We start from the raw sequence: 15,421 nt of genomic DNA, 5'->3' as shown, positions 1-15,421 counted from the left end.
GGCGCCTGTTACTGCATAGGCTGCTTGTTCGGCAACTGCGCGATCAATTCTCCGATACGATACCAGAAAAATTCGTCGCCGACATAGCCTCGGATACGGCCGATTTCCTGGCCGTCCTCCATCAGCACGAAGGTGGGGGTGAAGCGCTCCCGGGCCACGTCTTTCAGGTCGTCCGGCCATGCCTCGGTGATATCGACGCGTCTGAGCGGTGCGCGGCGGCCTTCGTCGGTCTTGGGCCAGGCGGGCGCGATCTCGGCGTTGAAGCGGGCGCACCAGGAGCATCCCGGCTGTTCCAGCATCAGCAGTTCGGCAGCGGATAAGGCTGAAGGCGCCGCGAGCAGGGCCAGAAGCGCAAGCAGCCCCGTCTTGAAACCGGTCATCATCAACACTCCCGCAACCTTTCCGCTCTTGTATAACATAGAAATATAGAATTGTATGAATTCAATGTCCGCCTTGGGCTGAATCGAAAAGTGGGGAAGGGGAAATGCTGGATGTAAGCCTGGGTGGGGCGCTTGTCGCGGGGTTGCTGTCATTCGTGTCTCCCTGCGTCCTGCCCATCGTGCCGCCCTATCTGGCCTGGCTGGCAGGTATCAGCTTCGACGAGTTGAAAAGCGAGACCCCGGGTGCCGAGCAGCGCCGCCGGGTGATTGTCGCTGCGATCGCCTTCGTTCTCGGCTTCGCAACCGTGTTTATCGCGCTCGGCGCCACGGCAAGCGTGGTCGGCAAGACCATTGCGCAATATTTCGATGCGCTGGCGATCATAGCCGGCATCCTCATCATCGCCATGGGGCTGCACTTCCTCGGCGTCTTCCGCATCGGCATGCTCTACCGCGAGGCGCGCGTGCAGGTGGACCGCAAGCCCGCCGGTCCGCTCGGCGCCTATGTCATGGGCCTCGCCTTCGCCTTTGGCTGGACGCCCTGCGTCGGGCCCGTGCTGGCCGCGATCCTGTTCATCGCGGGCAGCGAGGGCACTGCGCTGCGCGGGGCCGCGTTGCTTGGCGCCTATTCGCTCGGCATCGGCATTCCCTTCATCCTCGCCGCCGCGTTTGCCAGCCGTTTCCTCGGCTGGGCGGCTCGCTTCAAGAAGCACATGCGCAAGATCGAAATGGCCATGGGCGGCTTGCTGGTGGTCACCGGGATGCTGTTCATCACCGGCCAGATGTCGGCCATCTCATATTGGCTTCTGGAAACCTTCCCGGCGTTCCAGACCATCGGTTAGAGGAGTAACCCATGCACAAGCTGCTGGCACGCGCATTCACGCTGTTGATGGCGCTCGCATTTGCCCAGACGCTCGCCGCTGCGGAAGTGGGAGAGGATGGGCTGCACAAGGAAAGCTGGTTTGCCATGACCTTCCGCGACGTCAGCGACGACATCGCGCAGGCCAGAAGCGAGGGCAAGCGCCTTGCCATCGTCTTCGAGCAGCGCGGTTGCATCTACTGCGCCCAGATGCACGAGAAGATCCTCTCGGATCCGGAAGTGCGCGATTACATCAGCCAGAACTTCATGGTCGTGCAGTACAACATGTTTGGCGACGAGGAGGTCACCGATCTCAATGGCGAGACGCTGACCGAGAAGACCGCCGCCCGCAAATGGGGCTATGTGTTCACCCCCACGATCGTGTTCCTGCCGGAGGCGGCGCCCGAGGACAAGACGGTGGCCGAGGCCGCCGTCGCCACCATGCCCGGCGCCTTCGGAAAGTGGACCTTCCTCAACATGTTCCGCTGGGTGAAGGAAAAGGGCTACGAGCGCGACGAGCACTTCCAGCAATACCACGCCCGCATCATCAACGAACTGAGAGCAGCCGGTAAACTTGGGGATGATGAGTGATATATGCACAAATTCATATTTTTTGATTGATTGCACGCATGGTGCGGACTATCGTTGGCTTGAGAGGCGGTTCACTCGTGCAAACCGCAGGTTGGAGGAGGGCCGAATGGGGCGGACACTCACCGCAATCGTTGCATTAGCAGTATTTGCCAGTGCCGGGCTCGCTCAGGCGAGCGAGGTGGCGCCGGCTGATGTCCGGTTCGAGGACATGGCTGTCACGGCATCTTTGACCGGCGTTCCGGGCAATCCGGAAGAGGGCGCCAAGACGCTTGCCAATCGCGGTCTGGGCAATTGCCTTGCCTGCCATGTGGTGACGGCGCTGGCCAGCGAGCAGTTCCATGGTGATGTCGCTCCCTCGCTTGACGGCGTGGCTGATCGCTGGAGCGAGGCGGAGCTGCGCGCCATAGTCGTGGACGCCAAGCAGGTATTCAGCGACGAGACCATGATGCCGGGCTTCTACAGCCTCAATGTCGGCATCGATGTCCGCAAGGACCTCGTCGGCAAGACGATATTGACCGCACAGCAGGTCGAGGATGTGGTCGCCTATCTGGCGACACTCAAGGAATAGGTAAAAAGGAGACAAGCATGGCACTCAACAGGCGTCATGTACTCGCGCTGGTCGCAGGTGCGGCCGTCGTTCCGGCGTTGCATATCCTGCCCGGTCGGGCGGTGGCGGCGCCTGAGGAAGTCAGCAAGCTGATCGCGGACTTCACCGGCGGAAAGGAGCCGCAAAGCGGCAAGATCACGCTTACCGCGCCGGAAATCGCCGAGAACGGCAATACGGTTCCGATCTCGGTCGAGGTCGAGAGCGCCATGGAAGGCGACGACATGGTCGACCAGGTGCTGATCCTTGCCGACGGCAACCCGAGCCCGGATGTGGCGAAGTTCAGCTTCACCGCGCTGAGCGGTTCGGCTGCCGCCACCACCCGTATGCGGCTGGCCAAGACCCAGAACGTCATCGCCGTCGCCAAGATGGCCGATGGTTCGGTCTACATGGACAAGAAGGAAGTCAAGGTGACCATCGGCGGCTGCGGCGGCTGATCCGCCCCGCTGTCTCGCCCCGTTTCTATTTTGTTCGTTCCAATTTGAAGGAAGTGAAATGTCTGCAGCTCCCAAGCCTCGCGTGAAGATCCCGAAGAAGGCCAAGGCCGGCGAGATCGTCGTGCTCAAGACCCTGATCAGCCATGAGATGGAATCGGGTCAGCGCAAGGACAAGGATGGCAACACGATCCCGCGCAAGATCATCAACAAGTTCGCTTGCGAATTCAACGGGCAGCCGGTGTTCTCATGCGACATCGATCCGGCGATCTCGGCCAATCCCTATTTCGAGTTCAGCGCCAAGGTCAATGAAAGCGGGACCTTCAAGCTGACGTGGACTGACGACGACGGGTCCGTCTACACCGACGAACATCAGATCGAAGTAGCCTGAACCAGCGCGGCCTGATGCCGCGCCATCGGGGGAGGACAAGGTGAGCAGACTATCGACCGCGGCATTGTCCGCGTTGTGTGCAGGTGTTGTGGCTCTGGCCGCGAACGTTTCGATCGCCGATCCGGTCGACGAGGCGCTCGAGATCGACGGCGTGGAGATCATCACCCGAGCGCCGGCGCCCGAGGGGCATCCTTTCGACGAGGTTCTGTCGGGCTGGCTGTTCCGCGAGGCGGAGACCCGCGCCACGGAGGCCGACTCCTTCGCCAATCCCGGCATGCTGGCCGTCGAACGCGGCGCCGACATCTGGGAGGCTGTGGACGGAACCATGGGCAAGTCCTGTGCCTCCTGCCACGACGACGCTGCCGAATCGATGAAGGGCGTGGGCGCCCGCTACCCCAAATGGGATGCGGCGTCCGGCAAGCCGATCAATGTCGAGTTGCAGATTGACAAGTGCCGCGTCGAGAACATGGGGGCGGAGCCCTACAAGTTCGACGATGCCGACCAGGTGGCCCTGACATCCTTCATCAAGCACCAGTCGCTGGGCATTCCGGTCAAGCTGGATCTGGGCGAGGGCGAGATGCAGAGCTGGTGGGAGAAGGGCAAGCAGTCCTACTACACCCGCACCGGCCAGCTCAATCTCGCTTGCGCCTCCTGCCACGAGGGCGCGATGGGCAAGTATATCCGCGCCGATCACCTCAGCCAGGGGCAGGCCAACGGCTTCCCGACATACCGTTTCAACACGGCTGGCATGGTTTCGCTGCACAACCGCTTCCGCGGCTGCATCCGCGACACGCGAGCGGAAATGCCCAAGGCCTTCTCCGACGAGCTGATGGCGCTGGAGGTCTATGTGACCTGGCGGGGCACCGGGCTTTCGGTGGAGACGCCGGCCGTAAGGCAATAGCAGGCGCGGCAATTTGAAATGTAGCCGGGCGGTTCTCCGCCCGGCGGGTAATTGACGTTTCGGCGTTCCGAGAGCGAATCCGGGAGAGGGGGGCCGGTTTTCCGTTCGCAACGGCGGACAAACAGGAAGATTGAGCGTCGCTTGCACTTCTGAGGAAGGCGAGAGCGCTCCGAAGAGGCGAGCATGAGTTATACCCGTAGGGATTTCCTGCAGTTTGCGGCCAATGCCGGCATTGCGCTTGGCGCGGCCGGATACCTGGCCAATCCCACCCGCGCGCTGGCCCAGCAGAAGCTTACCCAGGACGATCTGCTGAGCTTCGATGCCAAGGGGCAGGTGACCCTGCTGCACTTCACCGACGTGCATGCCCAGCTCATGCCTGTCTATTTCCGGCCGCCGGACACCAATATCGGCGTCGGCGCCTATGCCGGCATTCCGCCGCATCTGGTCGGCGAAGCCTTCCTGAAGGAATTCGGCATCGACCGGGGCAGCCCGCTCGCCTATGCCCACACCTTCGTGGACTATGTCGACCTCGCCCGCAGCTATGGCCGCCTCGGCGGCCTCGACCGCACGGCCACGCTGGTCAAGGCGATCCGCGCCGAGCGCGGCGAAGACAAGGTGCTGTTCCTCGACGGCGGCGACACCTGGCAGGGTTCCTACACTTCGCTCAAGACCAATGGCCAGGACATGGTCGAGTGCATGAAGCTGCTGAAACCCGATGCCATGACGGGGCACTGGGAGTTCACCTTCGGCGAGGAACGCTTCCTCGAGATCATCGAGAGCATGGGCTATCCGTTCCTGGCTTCGAACATATTCGATGCCGAGTGGGACGAGCCGGCCTTCGACAACACAGCGATGTTCGAGAAGGGCGGCGTGCAGGTTGCGGTTATCGGACAGGCAATGCCCTATACGCCGATCGCCAATCCGCGCTGGATGTTCCCGAAATGGTCGTTCGGCATCCGCCCCGACGTGTTGCAGGCCAATGTGGACGCAGCGCGCGATGCGGGCGCCGAGATCGTCGTGGTGATTTCGCACAACGGCTTCGACGTGGACCGCAAGCTGTGCAGCGTGGTCAAGGGCATCGACGTTATCCTCACCGGCCACACCCATGACGCCGTGCCTGTGGCCCTGCAGGTCGAGGACACGCTGATCATGTCGTCCGGATCGCACGGCAAATATCTGGGCCGCATCGACCTTGAAGTGTCCAATGGCAAGGTGACGGGCTACAGCTCGAAGCTGATCCCGGTCTTTTCCGACGTGATTGCACCCGACGCCGAAATGGCGGCGAAGATCGAGGAGGTGCGCGCGCCCTACAAGGACGAGCTGGCGCGGGTCATCGGCAAGACCGACACGCTGCTCTATCGCCGCGGCAATTTCAACGGCACCTGGGATGACCTTATCTGTCGCGGCATCATGGAGGAGCGCGACACCCAGATCGCCCTCTCGCCCGGCTTCCGCTGGGGCACGACGTTGTTGCCGGGACAGGACATTACCATCGACGATCTCTACACCGAGACCTCGATGAGCTATCCGGCCGTCTACCGCAACGAGATGACAGGAGCCCAGCTCAAGGAAGTGCTGGAGGATGTCTGCGACAACCTGTTCAACCCCGATCCCTTCCTGCAGCAGGGCGGCGACATGGTCCGCGTCGGCGGCATGACCTATACCTGCACGGTCAACGAGAAGATCGGCAGCCGCATCTCCGACATGAAACTGGCCGCGACCGGCGAGCCGATCGACCCGTCGCGCAGCTATGTCGTCGGCGGCTGGGCTTCCGTCAACGAAGGCACCGACGGGCCCGCCATCTACGACCTGATGGAAAGCTACATCTCCCGCCAGGGCACGGTCTCCGTGCCGGATGAGCGGACGGTCAAGGTGGTCGCCTGATCCGCATGTGGACAGGAGAGCCGGTTTGCGCCGGCTGTCCTGTTGCCATATACATAGAAAAATTCATATGTTAGAATTAATCATGAAGATTCATGGAGGTCATCATGGCTGAGCGGCAGAGCAAGCTGTCTCCCTCCCGGCGCAGTTTCCTTACCGGGGGGCTGATGGGCGCGGCCGCGCTGGCCGGCGCCGGAGTGGCCCGTGCCACCGAGAGCGAGGAGGTCATCACCGAGATTCAGGACTGGAACCGCTATCCGGGCGACGGCGTAGACGCGCGTCCCTATGGCCAGCCGTCCCAGTTCGAGGCCCATGTGGTGCGCAAGAACGTGCCGTGGCTGACCTCGGATTCAATCTCGTCGATCAACTTTACGCCGTTGCATGAACTGGACGGCATCATCACGCCGAACGGCCTGTGCTTCGAGCGCCACCATGCCGGCATCGCCGAGATCGAACCGGGTTCGCACCGGCTGATGATCAATGGTCTGGTAGAGCGGCCGCTGGTTTTCACCATGGCCGACCTGAAGCGCTTCCCGCGCGAGAACCGGGTCTATTTCCTGGAATGCGCGGCCAATTCCGGCATGGAATGGCGCGGTGCGCAGCTCAATGGCTGCCAGTTCACTCATGGCATGATCCATTGCGTCGTCTACACCGGCGTGCGCCTGAAGTATCTGCTCGAGGAAGCCGGGGTGAAGACGGAAGGCAAGTGGCTTCTGGCCGAAGGTGCCGACGCTTCCGCCATGACGCGCTCGATCCCGATGGAAAAGGCGCTGGACGACTGCATGGTCGCCTTTGCCATGAACGGCGAGGCACTGCGCCCCGAGCAAGGCTATCCGGTCCGCCTCGTGGTGCCAGGCTGGGAAGGCAATATGTGGGTCAAGTGGCTGCGCCGCCTCGAAGTCGGCGACCAGCCCTGGCAGCACCGCGAGGAAACCTCGAAATACACGGACCTGCTTGCGAACGGCAAGGCGCGGCGCTTCACCTGGGTGATGGACGTGAAGTCGGTCATCACCAATCCGAGCCCGCAGGCGCCGATCACCCATGGCAAGGGCCCGCTGGTGCTTTCGGGCCTCGCCTGGTCGGGCAACGGCACCATCAGCCGGGTCGACGTCTCCATCGATGGCGGTCGCAATTGGCACCCGGCGCGCATCGACGGGCCGAGCCTGCCCATGGCACTGCACCGCTTCTATTACGAGTTCGACTGGGACGGCTCTGAACTCTTCCTGCAGTCGCGCGCCATCGACGACAAGGGCTTCGTGCAGCCGACCAAGCAGGAGCTGCGCGCGGTGCGCGGCCCCAATTCCATCTACCACAACAATGGCATCCAGACCTGGCATGTCGGCACCGACGGAGTGATCGAGAATGTCGAGATTTCTTAAACTCGGTTTCGCCGCAGGGTTGCTGTTCGGCACGGCCTGTCTCGGCGCAACGGCGCAGGCCTCGGATGCTGCCGCTGGCGGCAAGCTCGGCATCGGCCGCGTCGCCACTCCGGAAGAGGTTGCAGCCTGGGACATCGACGTGCGCCCCGACGGGCAGGGCCTGCCGGAAGGTCGCGGCACCGTCTCGGAAGGCATGGCCATCTACGACGAGAACTGCGCTTCCTGCCACGGCGATTTCGGCGAGGCCATCGACCGCTGGCCGGTACTGGCAGGCGGGCAGGGCACGCTGGAAGCCGAGCGGCCGGAAAAGACCATCGGCTCCTACTGGCCCTATCTGTCGACCGTCTACGACTATGTGCGCCGGGCCATGCCCTTCGGCAATGCACGTTCGCTGTCGGACGACGATGTCTATGCGCTGACGGCCTATCTGCTTTACCTCAACGATCTCGTCGACGACGAGGATTTCGAGCTGTCGAAGGAAAACTTCACGTCGATCAAGCTTCCCAACGAGGAAAACTTCATCGACGACGATCGGCTGGAGGAACCTCATTATGCCGACAAGTCCGAGCCCTGCATGACCGATTGCAAGCCCGGCAAGGCCGAGATCACCATGCATGCGGCAGTTCTGGACGTGACGCCCGAAGACGCCGGCGACAAGGACGCACCGGCAGGCGGCATCGACTGAGCGGGTCGGAGCATCCCACGGGTTTTGCCCGACTGGTGCCAGTGGAAAACTTCTGGCACCGTCTTCCCGCTGCTAAGTGATTAGCCGCTTTTTCCCAACGTCGCGTCTCCCGACTGCCGCGCTGAACCGGCACCAGGCGGTTCAGCGCGGTCTTTGTGGCGCACGCCCACACGCCGGCGTGCCAAATTTTCTCTGGTCTGTCACGGAACCTTGATCGCCGAGAGCGGTTTTGAACGGTTCGTGATCAATCCAGGACCTCACATATGCCACTCAGCCACTTGTCTCTCACCGGCAACGACATGGCCATGCTCAGACGCGTGCTCGCCGAAGCCGGCTTCAACTTCTCGCCGAATGCCGCGGAGGCGGCGCGCTTCCTTACTCGCAAACTTCAGGAAGGCATGAGGGACGAGGCCGAACTGGCCTCTGCGCTCAAGAGCGTGGCGGTGCAGGCGAACTGGCGCTGCCTCGGCCGAGCCTGAGAGGCTCTATTCGTCTTCTCCCTTCAGGTGACGGCGCTGCCGCTCGGTCCGGATCCGCTTCGGCGCCGGGCTGTCCGAGCGCCGGCCGCCCGGCGTATAGCCTTCCCGGTGCAGGCGGATCGTCAGGTCCAATATCTCCTCGAGGCTTCGGCCGCCGATCGTGTATAGCGACAGGATTCTTGCCGCCACTTCGTTGCGATCGGCCGGATCATCGCTGTGCAGCGCTTCTACTGCGCGCTGGACCAGAGCATCGAGGGTGTCCAGAACCTCGGGGGAAAAATCATACGAGCACTCGGGGTGGAGGGAAAGGTGCCTCCGCATCGACGCCTCCAGTCTGGCCGGAACGCTTGGTGGCAAATGCCCCGAAACCACTAAACGTCGCGAGTGAGAAATGGTGCGGCTTGGGCAAAACTCCAGAGGCCGCAAGGCAAAAAACGAACCCGTGCCGGAGGTCACGCGTCGGTTGCGGCTAGAACACCAGCGTCACGATCATGGCGCCGGCCGTGACTGCCATCACCGCGGTCGAAAGCCATCCGAATGCGAGGAGCCGGCCGCCAATCGCGCGCTGACCCATGACGCGAGACTGTGCTGCCATGAGCATCATCATGGCCATGATCGGTACGGCCACGACGCCGTTGATGACCGCGCTCCAATACAGAGCCCTGATCGGATTGATCGGGCTGAAATTCAAACCGACCCCTATCAAGGTAGCGATCACAATCGTGGCGTAGAAGGCTTTCGCTTGCCCCGGTTTCCGGTCGAGGCCTGTCGGCCATCGCAGTGTCTCGCCGACGGCATAGGCAGCTGACCCCGCAAGGACGGGAACCGCCAACAGCCCGGTGCCAACGATGCCAAGCGCAAATATCGTTCCAGCCATCACGCCAGCCAGGGGCTTCAGCGCTTCTGCTGCCTGGGCGGAGGTTTCGATCTGGGTGATGCCGCTGGCATGGAGCGTCGCTGCAGCCGTGACCATGATCGCCAAGGCAACGATATTCGAAAAGCCCATGCCGACGAAGGTATCCAGGCTTATCCTGGCTTCGGCTTCCTCGGCCTGCTCCGGCGCGGACGCCAGCGCCTTCCTCTCGGGAACAGCCTGGATATCCTCCACCTCTTGCGAAGATTGCCAGAAGAAGAGGTATGGGCTGATCGTTGTGCCAAGGATGGCAACGATCGCCGTGAGGTAATCCTTGCTGAGCGAGAGATGCGGGATAAAGAAGCTGCGGGCCAACGAGGACCAGCCGACCTGGACGAAGAAGAGCGTGGCGATGTAGGCAAACAGAGCGAGCGTCAGCCATTTCAAAACGCTGACATACGGCTTGTAGGACAGATAGACCTGCATCCCGACACAAATGATGCCGAACGCCAGCACATATGCGATCTGCGGGCCGCCGACCAGAACGCGCACCGCATCGGCCATGGCACCGATATCCGCTCCGACATTGATGACATTCGCCACCAGCAGCAGCGCCACGCACGCATAGACCACGGAGTTCGGGTAGAACTTCCTGAGGTTGCCGGCGATGCCAAGACCTGTCGTGCGGCCAAGGCGCGCGCTGATTATCTGGACCGCTACCATCAGCGGATACGAGAATAGAAGAGACCAGGTGGGGAGATATCCGAACTGGGCGCCCGTCTGTGAATAGGTCGCTATTCCGCTTGGGTCGTCGTCCGAGGCGCCGGTGATCAGACCTGGCCCGAGCACGGCCAGCAGACGGGCTTTGGGCTGAACGTGCGGACTGGGTTGGGCCGGTGTTGTCATTTCCAACTCGCAAGCGACAGCGGCCATGGCCACGCATTTGCAACCGGACCATGTCGCTACCAAACCGAAATCAACAACCAGCGCAGGCCATGGTTCCGCCGGACCCCGCCGGAGCGACCGCAGCCGGGAATTCGAGAGTGGCCGCGGTCAACTTTCGCGCCGATCTGTGGAACAGGTTGGCCCCGCCGTTGTTCGGACAGCAGCACGAACAAAGCGGCTTCTGGCGACCCGTGACGCTTCAGAGACGCCGGCTCAGCCGCCGAATGGAGGCGCACATGCGAGCGCTTGTTTGGCACGGCAAGGAGGATATCCGCTGCGACACTGTTACGGATCCTGAAATCAGAGAACCGCGCGACGCCATAATCAAGGTCACCAGCTGCGCCATCTGCGGTTCGGACCTGCATCTGTTCCACAATCTCATTCCGGCAATGCTGCCGGGCGACATCATGGGCCATGAGGCGATGGGCGAGGTCGTGGAGGTCGGGTCCGGAATGGACGGCAGGCTGAAGAAGGGCGAACGCATCGTGGTGCCTTTCACCATCATCTGCGGCGAATGCGACCAGTGCAAGCGGCAGAACTATTCACTTTGCGAGCGCACGAACAGAAACAGGGACCTTGCCGAGAAGGCATTCGGCCACGCAACCGCAGGGCTCTTCGGCTACTCGCATCTGACTGGCGGCTATCCCGGCGGACAGGCCGAGTTCTTGCGGGTTCCCTTTGCCGACACCACTCACATCAAGGTGCCCGACGGCCTGAGCGACGAGCAGGTGCTGTTCCTGGGCGACATATTCCCGACAGGCTGGCAGGCGGCGGTCCAGTGCGACATCGAGCCAACCGATACGGTTGCCGTCTGGGGCTGCGGCCCCGTTGGCCAGATGGCGATCCGCAGCGCCATCCTGCTTGGCGCCGATCAGGTGATCGCGATCGATTACCTGCCCGAGCGCCTTTCGATGGCGGAAGCAGGCGGTGCCACCACGATCAATTTCGAGGAGGAAAGCGTGCTGGAAAGGCTCGAGGAGCTTACATCGGGACGCGGGCCTGAAAAATGCATCGACGCTACCGGCACGGAAAGTCACGTCTCGCTCGGGCAGCCCGACACGCTTTACGACCGCGCCAAGCAAATGCTGCTTCTGGAAAACGACCGGCCGCATGTGTTGCGGGAAATGATCTATGTGTGCCGGCCCGGAGGGATCATCTCAGTTCCCGGCGTCTATGTCGGGCTGGTGGACAAGTTCCCGATGGGGATTGCCATGAACAAGGGTCTGACGTTCCGCATGGGGCAGACCCATGTGAACCGTTGGACCGACGACCTGCTGCGCAGGATAGAGGAAGGCCAGATCGATCCTTCCTTCGTCATTACCCACACGGTCGGGCTCAAGGATGGCCCCGACATGTACAAGGTGTTCCGCGACAAGCAGGACAGCTGCATCAAGGTTGTCATCAAACCATAAAGTCGAGGCGAGCAATGAACCTCCTTGCCAATCTCAGCCGCCCGGAAGGCGACCCGAAGATCCTGCACTCCGGCCCGAGCTCAATGGGGCCATCAGACCGCCTGGCCCGCGCGCTCGGCTGGCTCAGCATCGGGCTGGGCATTGTCGAACTCCTCGCGTCCAGCCAGCTGTCCCGTTCGCTCGGGATGAGAGGGCGGGAGGGGATGGTTCGCGCCTGCGGCGCACGAGAGATCGCAAGCGGCGTCCTCTCGCTGTCAATCAACAAGGAGATCGGGCTCTGGAGCAGGGTGATCGGCGACGTCATCGACATCGCGGCACTCTCGGGTGGCCTGCGCTCAACTAATCCGAGGCGAGAAAACGCCAATCTTGCGCTGGCGATGGTGATTGGCATCGCCGCCCTCGATCTCCTCGCTGCCAGAAGCGTCACCGCCCGGCATCGGCGAGGGAACGGCTGGCGAGATTATAGCGATCGCAGCGGGTTCCCGAAGGGGCTCCGCACCGCCCGCTCCGCAGCCGCGCGATGACCCGGCCTCATGTGGGATGGCGTTCGAGCGCAACGTCGATTTCGCCGCCTACCAGTATGACGATCGCGGAAATCCAGATCCACACCATGAAGCCGATGATCGCGCCCAGCGAGCCGTAGGTCTGATTGTAGTGGCCGAAATTCGCGGCATACCAGGAGAACAGAATCGAGACCGCCAGCCACCCCAGAGCCGCAAAGCCGCTACCCCAGGTCAAAGGGCGTATGTGAGCCTCGCCACGGCTCGGCCCATAGCGGTAGAGCAGGGCCAGCCCGAATGCCGTTACGATCAGAAGGGCGGGCCACCTGGCAATCCGCAGCAGCACGTCCGCAACTTCACTCAATCCTACGAAAGCAAGAACAAGCGGTACGACCGCCACTGCGCACAACGCCAGCAGGACGAGCCCTATGGCGCCGAGGGTGAAGATCAGGGAGACGACGTTGAGCCAGACGAAGCTTCGTTTCTCTTGCTGGCCATAGACCACATTTAACGCATCGAAGAGCGCCTTGATGCCGGCGTTCGCGCTCCACAGCGAAACCAGCAGGCCCAAGGCGAACGCAAAGCCGAGGGTTCTGCTGCCCTGCGACGCCACGCGCGCCAATTGATCCTTCATCACGTCGATGGCGCCTTCCGGGAACACGCCCGCGACCAGCGCCAGGTGATTTCCTATCGCTTGCGGATCGGCAAAGAGCCCGTAGATCGCCACCAAGGCGGCCAGGGCGGGAAAGACCGCGAGGATCGCGTAGAAGGCGACGCCGGCGGCGTTGGCGAGGACCCGATGGCGCGACACATTGCGCAGGGTCTGCCGCAATACTTCCGTCCATCGCCGTAGCGCGCTGGTGCGGACCGGTTCCTTGCTGTGCTGGTCGGGGTTGTGCGAGGCACCGTCCTCTTTGGCCGGGGCCTGATGGCGGGGCCTGTGAAATCCAAGAAACAGAAGGGCTAGCGCCAGTCCGGAAAGCAAGAGCGGAACGCTCGCAGGCCGGGCGGCCGAAGGCCGGTGGATCGAGCCGCCACTCATGTATCTGCTTGGCTGCGTTTCTTCCGGGTGCCCGAAGTTCGGTGGCTGCCAGTCTCCATTGCGGCGGCCCGTTTCGTTTCCGTTTTCGAGCCACGAGCCGCCTCCGCACCGCCGGACTCAGCCGCTGCCGGCTTGTCGGCCTTCCCGCGCTCCCCGGTTTCTGCCATTTCGCCGAGATTTTCCTTCAGGCGATCGCTTCGGTCGCCCATCAGATAGTCTTCGGTTTGGGTGGACGGCATAAGCGCCCCAAGCACAGCCCCGATGGCGACGCCCATGCTCGCCAATACGAGCGGTTCACTGCGGCAGAATTCAATAAAGCTCCTCGCACCCGAAGTGGCGCTGCTGCCGAGATGCCGCGCCGACTCTCCGACAGCCGAGGCGGTTCGGCTGGTGGTGCCCGCCACGACATCGTAGGCGGAAGAGCCGGCTTTGCTCACAGCGCCGCCCGCCGCTCCCGCCGCCGCTCCCAGGCGGTCGCTTGCGCTTGCTGCACCTTCTCGAATGGCATTGCCTGCGGATCTTGCGCTTGCGCTGGCCGCGTCGCCCATCCGGCCAGCTATATCGACTGTAGCCGAACCGGCATCCTTGACGGTGTCGGCGGCCGAGCCCGCCTTTTCGGCCAGCTCGTCGCCCATCGCCCCTTGGCGCCTCGAGGTCTCCGTGCGGGTGGAACTGCCCAGGACGTTGGAAAGCATCATCCAGGCAACGCCGGTTCCGACCAAAACCATCGGCACCGGATTTTGCCCCACCTGGTGCCGCAGCCTGCGGTAGAACTCCCCGGCATCCCCTTCACCGGCATATTCAGTGAGCTGGTCCAGGACCTGCCCCGGGGAAAGGTTGGCGCGGAATTCATCCAGCGCGTCGACGAGTTGGGAGCGAACACGCTCTACTTCGTGCTCAAGTTGATCAGTGGACGGCATCTTGCGGCCTCATCTGCTCTTGTGCCACGTTTGCATCCTGCTGGATCTGGCGGATGGTGCGATCGGGCACCATGGTCCTGACCTTGAGCCGATTAACGCCGACCAGCAGCAGGATGAGCCCGATCACAAAGACAATGCCGCCCAGGATCAAGGCCGACAACGCGGGCGTGATGGCATAAGTTCTGCTCACCCATTCCACCGCAGCCTGCAGCAGGATGACCAGAGCCGGAATCATCAAGACGGCGCCGCCGGTCAGCAGGCCAATGCCTGCCCCGACGCGGCCGATGTTTTCCGAAATCTCGGTACGGGCGAGCTGGCTTTCCTTGCGAACCAGTGTCGCAGCGAGAGATACTACGTCTGTGAAAATGTCTGGAATCGTGCGGCTATAGTGTGCCATTTCGTTCCTCTTTTCACTCAGTGTCGAGCGCCGCGCCTGTGAGACGAGCTCTTCAGGAAGCGGGACAGGAGCACGCCAGCCAGCATCGCCCCGCCGAAAAAGACGGCAGGTTGCGTTCGCGCCATTCTTCCGACGCCCTTGACCAGATCTTCGATCCTGCTTTCCCGGAGTTTCGTTGCGCCAGCTTCGAGCTGCGCTGCAGCCTCGTGGACGTAGGCGGCCCCTAATGGAAACTCGTCTTCAAGTTCGCGAGCCACACCGTGCGCCACCTTGGCGACGCCACCAATGCGATCCGCGCCGGCATCTTTCTGTTGCTCGGCGTTTCGCAAGGCCTGGTCTTTGATATCCTGAATTTCGCTCATCGCCGTGGTCCTTGTCGCGTTGGCGAATACGACTCCTAACCCCACTGGAACGTAAATGTTCCCGCCATTCGGTGGGTGGCTGAAGCGACGAAAGCATTCCCCTGCATTGCGGACAAGCTCCCAAAATATTTTGGAACCATGTCCTCCGCCTCGGATTGGTTCGGTGAGGCCACACACCGGCCTCGGACAATAAAGGAGAAGCAAAATGCCCAACCGTGGCGGTACTCACGAGCAGCACGTGAAAGCTGGCCAGCAGAGCCACAAGAACGACGACAGGACGCGCCACGCCGGTGAACCGGACAGCGACCGTCGGGGCGGCCAGGGCGAGCGCGGCGGCTCACATGAGCAGCATGTGAAGGCCGGGCAACAGAGCCATAAAAACGACCGCTAGCGGTTCGCACCGCAACTT

20 protein-coding genes are annotated in these 15,421 nt (G+C 62.4%); 13 read left to right on the top strand and 7 right to left on the bottom strand.

The features are described from left to right. Window positions 1–8 precede the first annotated feature (8 nt). Window positions 9–380, bottom strand: a complete 372-nt coding sequence (locus tag AC3A4H_RS02880; RefSeq protein ID WP_487765882.1) for a thioredoxin fold domain-containing protein — start codon at window positions 378–380, stop codon at window positions 9–11. A gap of 104 nt (window positions 381–484) precedes the next feature. Here AC3A4H_RS02880 and AC3A4H_RS02875 point away from each other — a divergent pair, with 104 nt between their 5' ends. The 10 genes from AC3A4H_RS02875 to AC3A4H_RS02830 all read left to right on the top strand — a co-directional run bounded on the left by AC3A4H_RS02875 (window position 485) and on the right by AC3A4H_RS02830 (window position 8,581). Beyond that, window positions 485–1,219, top strand: coding sequence for a cytochrome c biogenesis CcdA family protein (locus AC3A4H_RS02875; protein ID WP_487765331.1), 735 nt, complete (start codon window positions 485–487; stop codon window positions 1,217–1,219). 11 nt (window positions 1,220–1,230) lie between these two features. Continuing rightward, window positions 1,231–1,827, top strand: coding sequence for a thioredoxin family protein (locus AC3A4H_RS02870; RefSeq protein ID WP_487765330.1), 597 nt, complete (start codon window positions 1,231–1,233; stop codon window positions 1,825–1,827). A 106-nt stretch (window positions 1,828–1,933) separates the two neighbouring features. After that, complete coding sequence (gene soxX, locus AC3A4H_RS02865; protein WP_487765329.1) at window positions 1,934–2,395, top strand: sulfur oxidation c-type cytochrome SoxX; 462 nt, start codon at window positions 1,934–1,936, stop codon at window positions 2,393–2,395. Between the two features lie 17 nt (window positions 2,396–2,412). After that, window positions 2,413–2,868, top strand: a complete 456-nt coding sequence (gene soxY / locus AC3A4H_RS02860; RefSeq protein WP_209710658.1) for a thiosulfate oxidation carrier protein SoxY — start codon at window positions 2,413–2,415, stop codon at window positions 2,866–2,868. Between the two features lie 58 nt (window positions 2,869–2,926). Further along, complete coding sequence (gene soxZ, locus AC3A4H_RS02855; protein WP_487765328.1) at window positions 2,927–3,256, top strand: thiosulfate oxidation carrier complex protein SoxZ; 330 nt, start codon at window positions 2,927–2,929, stop codon at window positions 3,254–3,256. A 40-nt stretch (window positions 3,257–3,296) separates the two neighbouring features. Beyond that, window positions 3,297–4,157, top strand: coding sequence for a sulfur oxidation c-type cytochrome SoxA (gene soxA, locus AC3A4H_RS02850; RefSeq protein WP_487765327.1), 861 nt, complete (start codon window positions 3,297–3,299; stop codon window positions 4,155–4,157). Window positions 4,158–4,340: 183 nt separating this feature from the next. Beyond that, on the top strand, window positions 4,341–6,041 hold the full coding sequence (gene soxB, locus AC3A4H_RS02845) for a thiosulfohydrolase SoxB (RefSeq protein ID WP_487765326.1): 1,701 nt from the start codon (window positions 4,341–4,343) through the stop codon (window positions 6,039–6,041). A 104-nt stretch (window positions 6,042–6,145) separates the two neighbouring features. After that, window positions 6,146–7,417 carry a sulfite dehydrogenase gene (soxC, locus tag AC3A4H_RS02840; RefSeq protein WP_487765325.1) on the top strand — a complete coding sequence of 424 codons (1,272 nt, stop codon included), beginning with the start codon at window positions 6,146–6,148 and terminating at the stop codon, window positions 7,415–7,417. After that, a complete protein-coding gene (locus AC3A4H_RS02835) occupies window positions 7,401–8,102 on the top strand; it encodes a c-type cytochrome (protein WP_487765324.1) in 702 nt (233 codons plus the stop codon). The genes soxC and AC3A4H_RS02835 overlap by 17 nt, the downstream gene beginning before the upstream one ends. A gap of 263 nt (window positions 8,103–8,365) precedes the next feature. Beyond that, the gene (locus AC3A4H_RS02830; RefSeq protein WP_487765323.1) at window positions 8,366–8,581 is read left to right on the top strand and encodes a hypothetical protein; all 216 of its coding nucleotides are present in this window, start codon (window positions 8,366–8,368) and stop codon (window positions 8,579–8,581) included. 6 nt (window positions 8,582–8,587) lie between these two features. Here the strand turns inward: AC3A4H_RS02830 and AC3A4H_RS02825 are convergent, their stop codons facing one another. Both AC3A4H_RS02825 and AC3A4H_RS02820 read right to left on the bottom strand, forming a co-directional pair. Further along, window positions 8,588–8,902, bottom strand: coding sequence for a hypothetical protein (locus AC3A4H_RS02825; RefSeq protein ID WP_487765322.1), 315 nt, complete (start codon window positions 8,900–8,902; stop codon window positions 8,588–8,590). A gap of 148 nt (window positions 8,903–9,050) precedes the next feature. After that, complete coding sequence (locus tag AC3A4H_RS02820) at window positions 9,051–10,340, bottom strand: NRAMP family divalent metal transporter (RefSeq protein WP_487765321.1); 1,290 nt, start codon at window positions 10,338–10,340, stop codon at window positions 9,051–9,053. Window positions 10,341–10,615: 275 nt separating this feature from the next. On the opposite strand from AC3A4H_RS02820, the gene AC3A4H_RS02815 reads away from it, so the two are divergent. After that, window positions 10,616–11,791, top strand: coding sequence for a zinc-dependent alcohol dehydrogenase (locus AC3A4H_RS02815; protein ID WP_487765320.1), 1,176 nt, complete (start codon window positions 10,616–10,618; stop codon window positions 11,789–11,791). Between the two features lie 14 nt (window positions 11,792–11,805). Continuing rightward, window positions 11,806–12,315 (top strand): hypothetical protein, encoded by a 510-nt coding sequence (locus AC3A4H_RS02810; protein ID WP_487765319.1) that lies wholly within the window; start codon window positions 11,806–11,808, stop codon window positions 12,313–12,315. 7 nt (window positions 12,316–12,322) lie between these two features. Here the strand turns inward: AC3A4H_RS02810 and AC3A4H_RS02805 are convergent, their stop codons facing one another. The 4 genes from AC3A4H_RS02805 to AC3A4H_RS02790 are packed head-to-tail and all read right to left on the bottom strand — an operon-like array spanning window position 12,323 to window position 15,012. Further along, window positions 12,323–13,333, bottom strand: a complete 1,011-nt coding sequence (locus AC3A4H_RS02805; RefSeq protein WP_348778114.1) for a YihY/virulence factor BrkB family protein — start codon at window positions 13,331–13,333, stop codon at window positions 12,323–12,325. Further along, on the bottom strand, window positions 13,330–14,253 hold the full coding sequence (locus AC3A4H_RS02800; protein WP_487765318.1) for a hypothetical protein: 924 nt from the start codon (window positions 14,251–14,253) through the stop codon (window positions 13,330–13,332). The genes AC3A4H_RS02805 and AC3A4H_RS02800 overlap by 4 nt, the downstream gene beginning before the upstream one ends. Further along, window positions 14,240–14,650 (bottom strand): phage holin family protein, encoded by a 411-nt coding sequence (locus tag AC3A4H_RS02795; RefSeq protein WP_348778116.1) that lies wholly within the window; start codon window positions 14,648–14,650, stop codon window positions 14,240–14,242. The genes AC3A4H_RS02800 and AC3A4H_RS02795 overlap by 14 nt, the downstream gene beginning before the upstream one ends. 17 nt (window positions 14,651–14,667) lie before the next feature. Beyond that, window positions 14,668–15,012 (bottom strand): hypothetical protein, encoded by a 345-nt coding sequence (locus AC3A4H_RS02790; protein WP_348778117.1) that lies wholly within the window; start codon window positions 15,010–15,012, stop codon window positions 14,668–14,670. 205 nt (window positions 15,013–15,217) lie between these two features. On the opposite strand from AC3A4H_RS02790, the gene AC3A4H_RS02785 reads away from it, so the two are divergent. Continuing rightward, window positions 15,218–15,403, top strand: a complete 186-nt coding sequence (locus AC3A4H_RS02785; RefSeq protein WP_487765317.1) for a hypothetical protein — start codon at window positions 15,218–15,220, stop codon at window positions 15,401–15,403. Window positions 15,404–15,421: the final 18 nt, after the last annotated feature.

The sequence above is a fragment of the Pseudaminobacter sp. Soil_N_29 genome, from assembly GCF_057656055.1.
The sequence above is the reverse complement of the archived record's forward strand: the minus strand, read 5'-3'. Positions and strand labels throughout refer to the sequence as shown.

What these genes read in the sequence shown, in the direction of transcription:
- AC3A4H_RS02880 (WP_487765882.1), bottom strand. Translation starts at nt 380, where the DNA reads ATGACCGGTTTCAAGACGGGGCTGCTTGCGCTTCTGGCCCTGCTCGCG.
- AC3A4H_RS02875 (WP_487765331.1), top strand. Translation starts at nt 485, where the DNA reads ATGCTGGATGTAAGCCTGGGTGGGGCGCTTGTCGCGGGGTTGCTGTCA.
- AC3A4H_RS02870 (WP_487765330.1), top strand. Translation starts at nt 1,231, where the DNA reads ATGCACAAGCTGCTGGCACGCGCATTCACGCTGTTGATGGCGCTCGCA.
- soxX (WP_487765329.1), top strand. Translation starts at nt 1,934, where the DNA reads ATGGGGCGGACACTCACCGCAATCGTTGCATTAGCAGTATTTGCCAGT.
- soxY (WP_209710658.1), top strand. Translation starts at nt 2,413, where the DNA reads ATGGCACTCAACAGGCGTCATGTACTCGCGCTGGTCGCAGGTGCGGCC.
- soxZ (WP_487765328.1), top strand. Translation starts at nt 2,927, where the DNA reads ATGTCTGCAGCTCCCAAGCCTCGCGTGAAGATCCCGAAGAAGGCCAAG.
- soxB (WP_487765326.1), top strand. Translation starts at nt 4,341, where the DNA reads ATGAGTTATACCCGTAGGGATTTCCTGCAGTTTGCGGCCAATGCCGGC.
- soxC (WP_487765325.1), top strand. Translation starts at nt 6,146, where the DNA reads ATGGCTGAGCGGCAGAGCAAGCTGTCTCCCTCCCGGCGCAGTTTCCTT.
- AC3A4H_RS02835 (WP_487765324.1), top strand. Translation starts at nt 7,401, where the DNA reads ATGTCGAGATTTCTTAAACTCGGTTTCGCCGCAGGGTTGCTGTTCGGC.
- AC3A4H_RS02830 (WP_487765323.1), top strand. Translation starts at nt 8,366, where the DNA reads ATGCCACTCAGCCACTTGTCTCTCACCGGCAACGACATGGCCATGCTC.
- AC3A4H_RS02825 (WP_487765322.1), bottom strand. Translation starts at nt 8,902, where the DNA reads ATGCGGAGGCACCTTTCCCTCCACCCCGAGTGCTCGTATGATTTTTCC.
- AC3A4H_RS02820 (WP_487765321.1), bottom strand. Translation starts at nt 10,340, where the DNA reads ATGACAACACCGGCCCAACCCAGTCCGCACGTTCAGCCCAAAGCCCGT.
- AC3A4H_RS02815 (WP_487765320.1), top strand. Translation starts at nt 10,616, where the DNA reads ATGCGAGCGCTTGTTTGGCACGGCAAGGAGGATATCCGCTGCGACACT.
- AC3A4H_RS02810 (WP_487765319.1), top strand. Translation starts at nt 11,806, where the DNA reads ATGAACCTCCTTGCCAATCTCAGCCGCCCGGAAGGCGACCCGAAGATC.
- AC3A4H_RS02805 (WP_348778114.1), bottom strand. Translation starts at nt 13,333, where the DNA reads ATGAGTGGCGGCTCGATCCACCGGCCTTCGGCCGCCCGGCCTGCGAGC.
- AC3A4H_RS02800 (WP_487765318.1), bottom strand. Translation starts at nt 14,253, where the DNA reads ATGCCGTCCACTGATCAACTTGAGCACGAAGTAGAGCGTGTTCGCTCC.
- AC3A4H_RS02795 (WP_348778116.1), bottom strand. Translation starts at nt 14,650, where the DNA reads ATGGCACACTATAGCCGCACGATTCCAGACATTTTCACAGACGTAGTA.
- AC3A4H_RS02790 (WP_348778117.1), bottom strand. Translation starts at nt 15,012, where the DNA reads ATGAGCGAAATTCAGGATATCAAAGACCAGGCCTTGCGAAACGCCGAG.
- AC3A4H_RS02785 (WP_487765317.1), top strand. Translation starts at nt 15,218, where the DNA reads ATGCCCAACCGTGGCGGTACTCACGAGCAGCACGTGAAAGCTGGCCAG.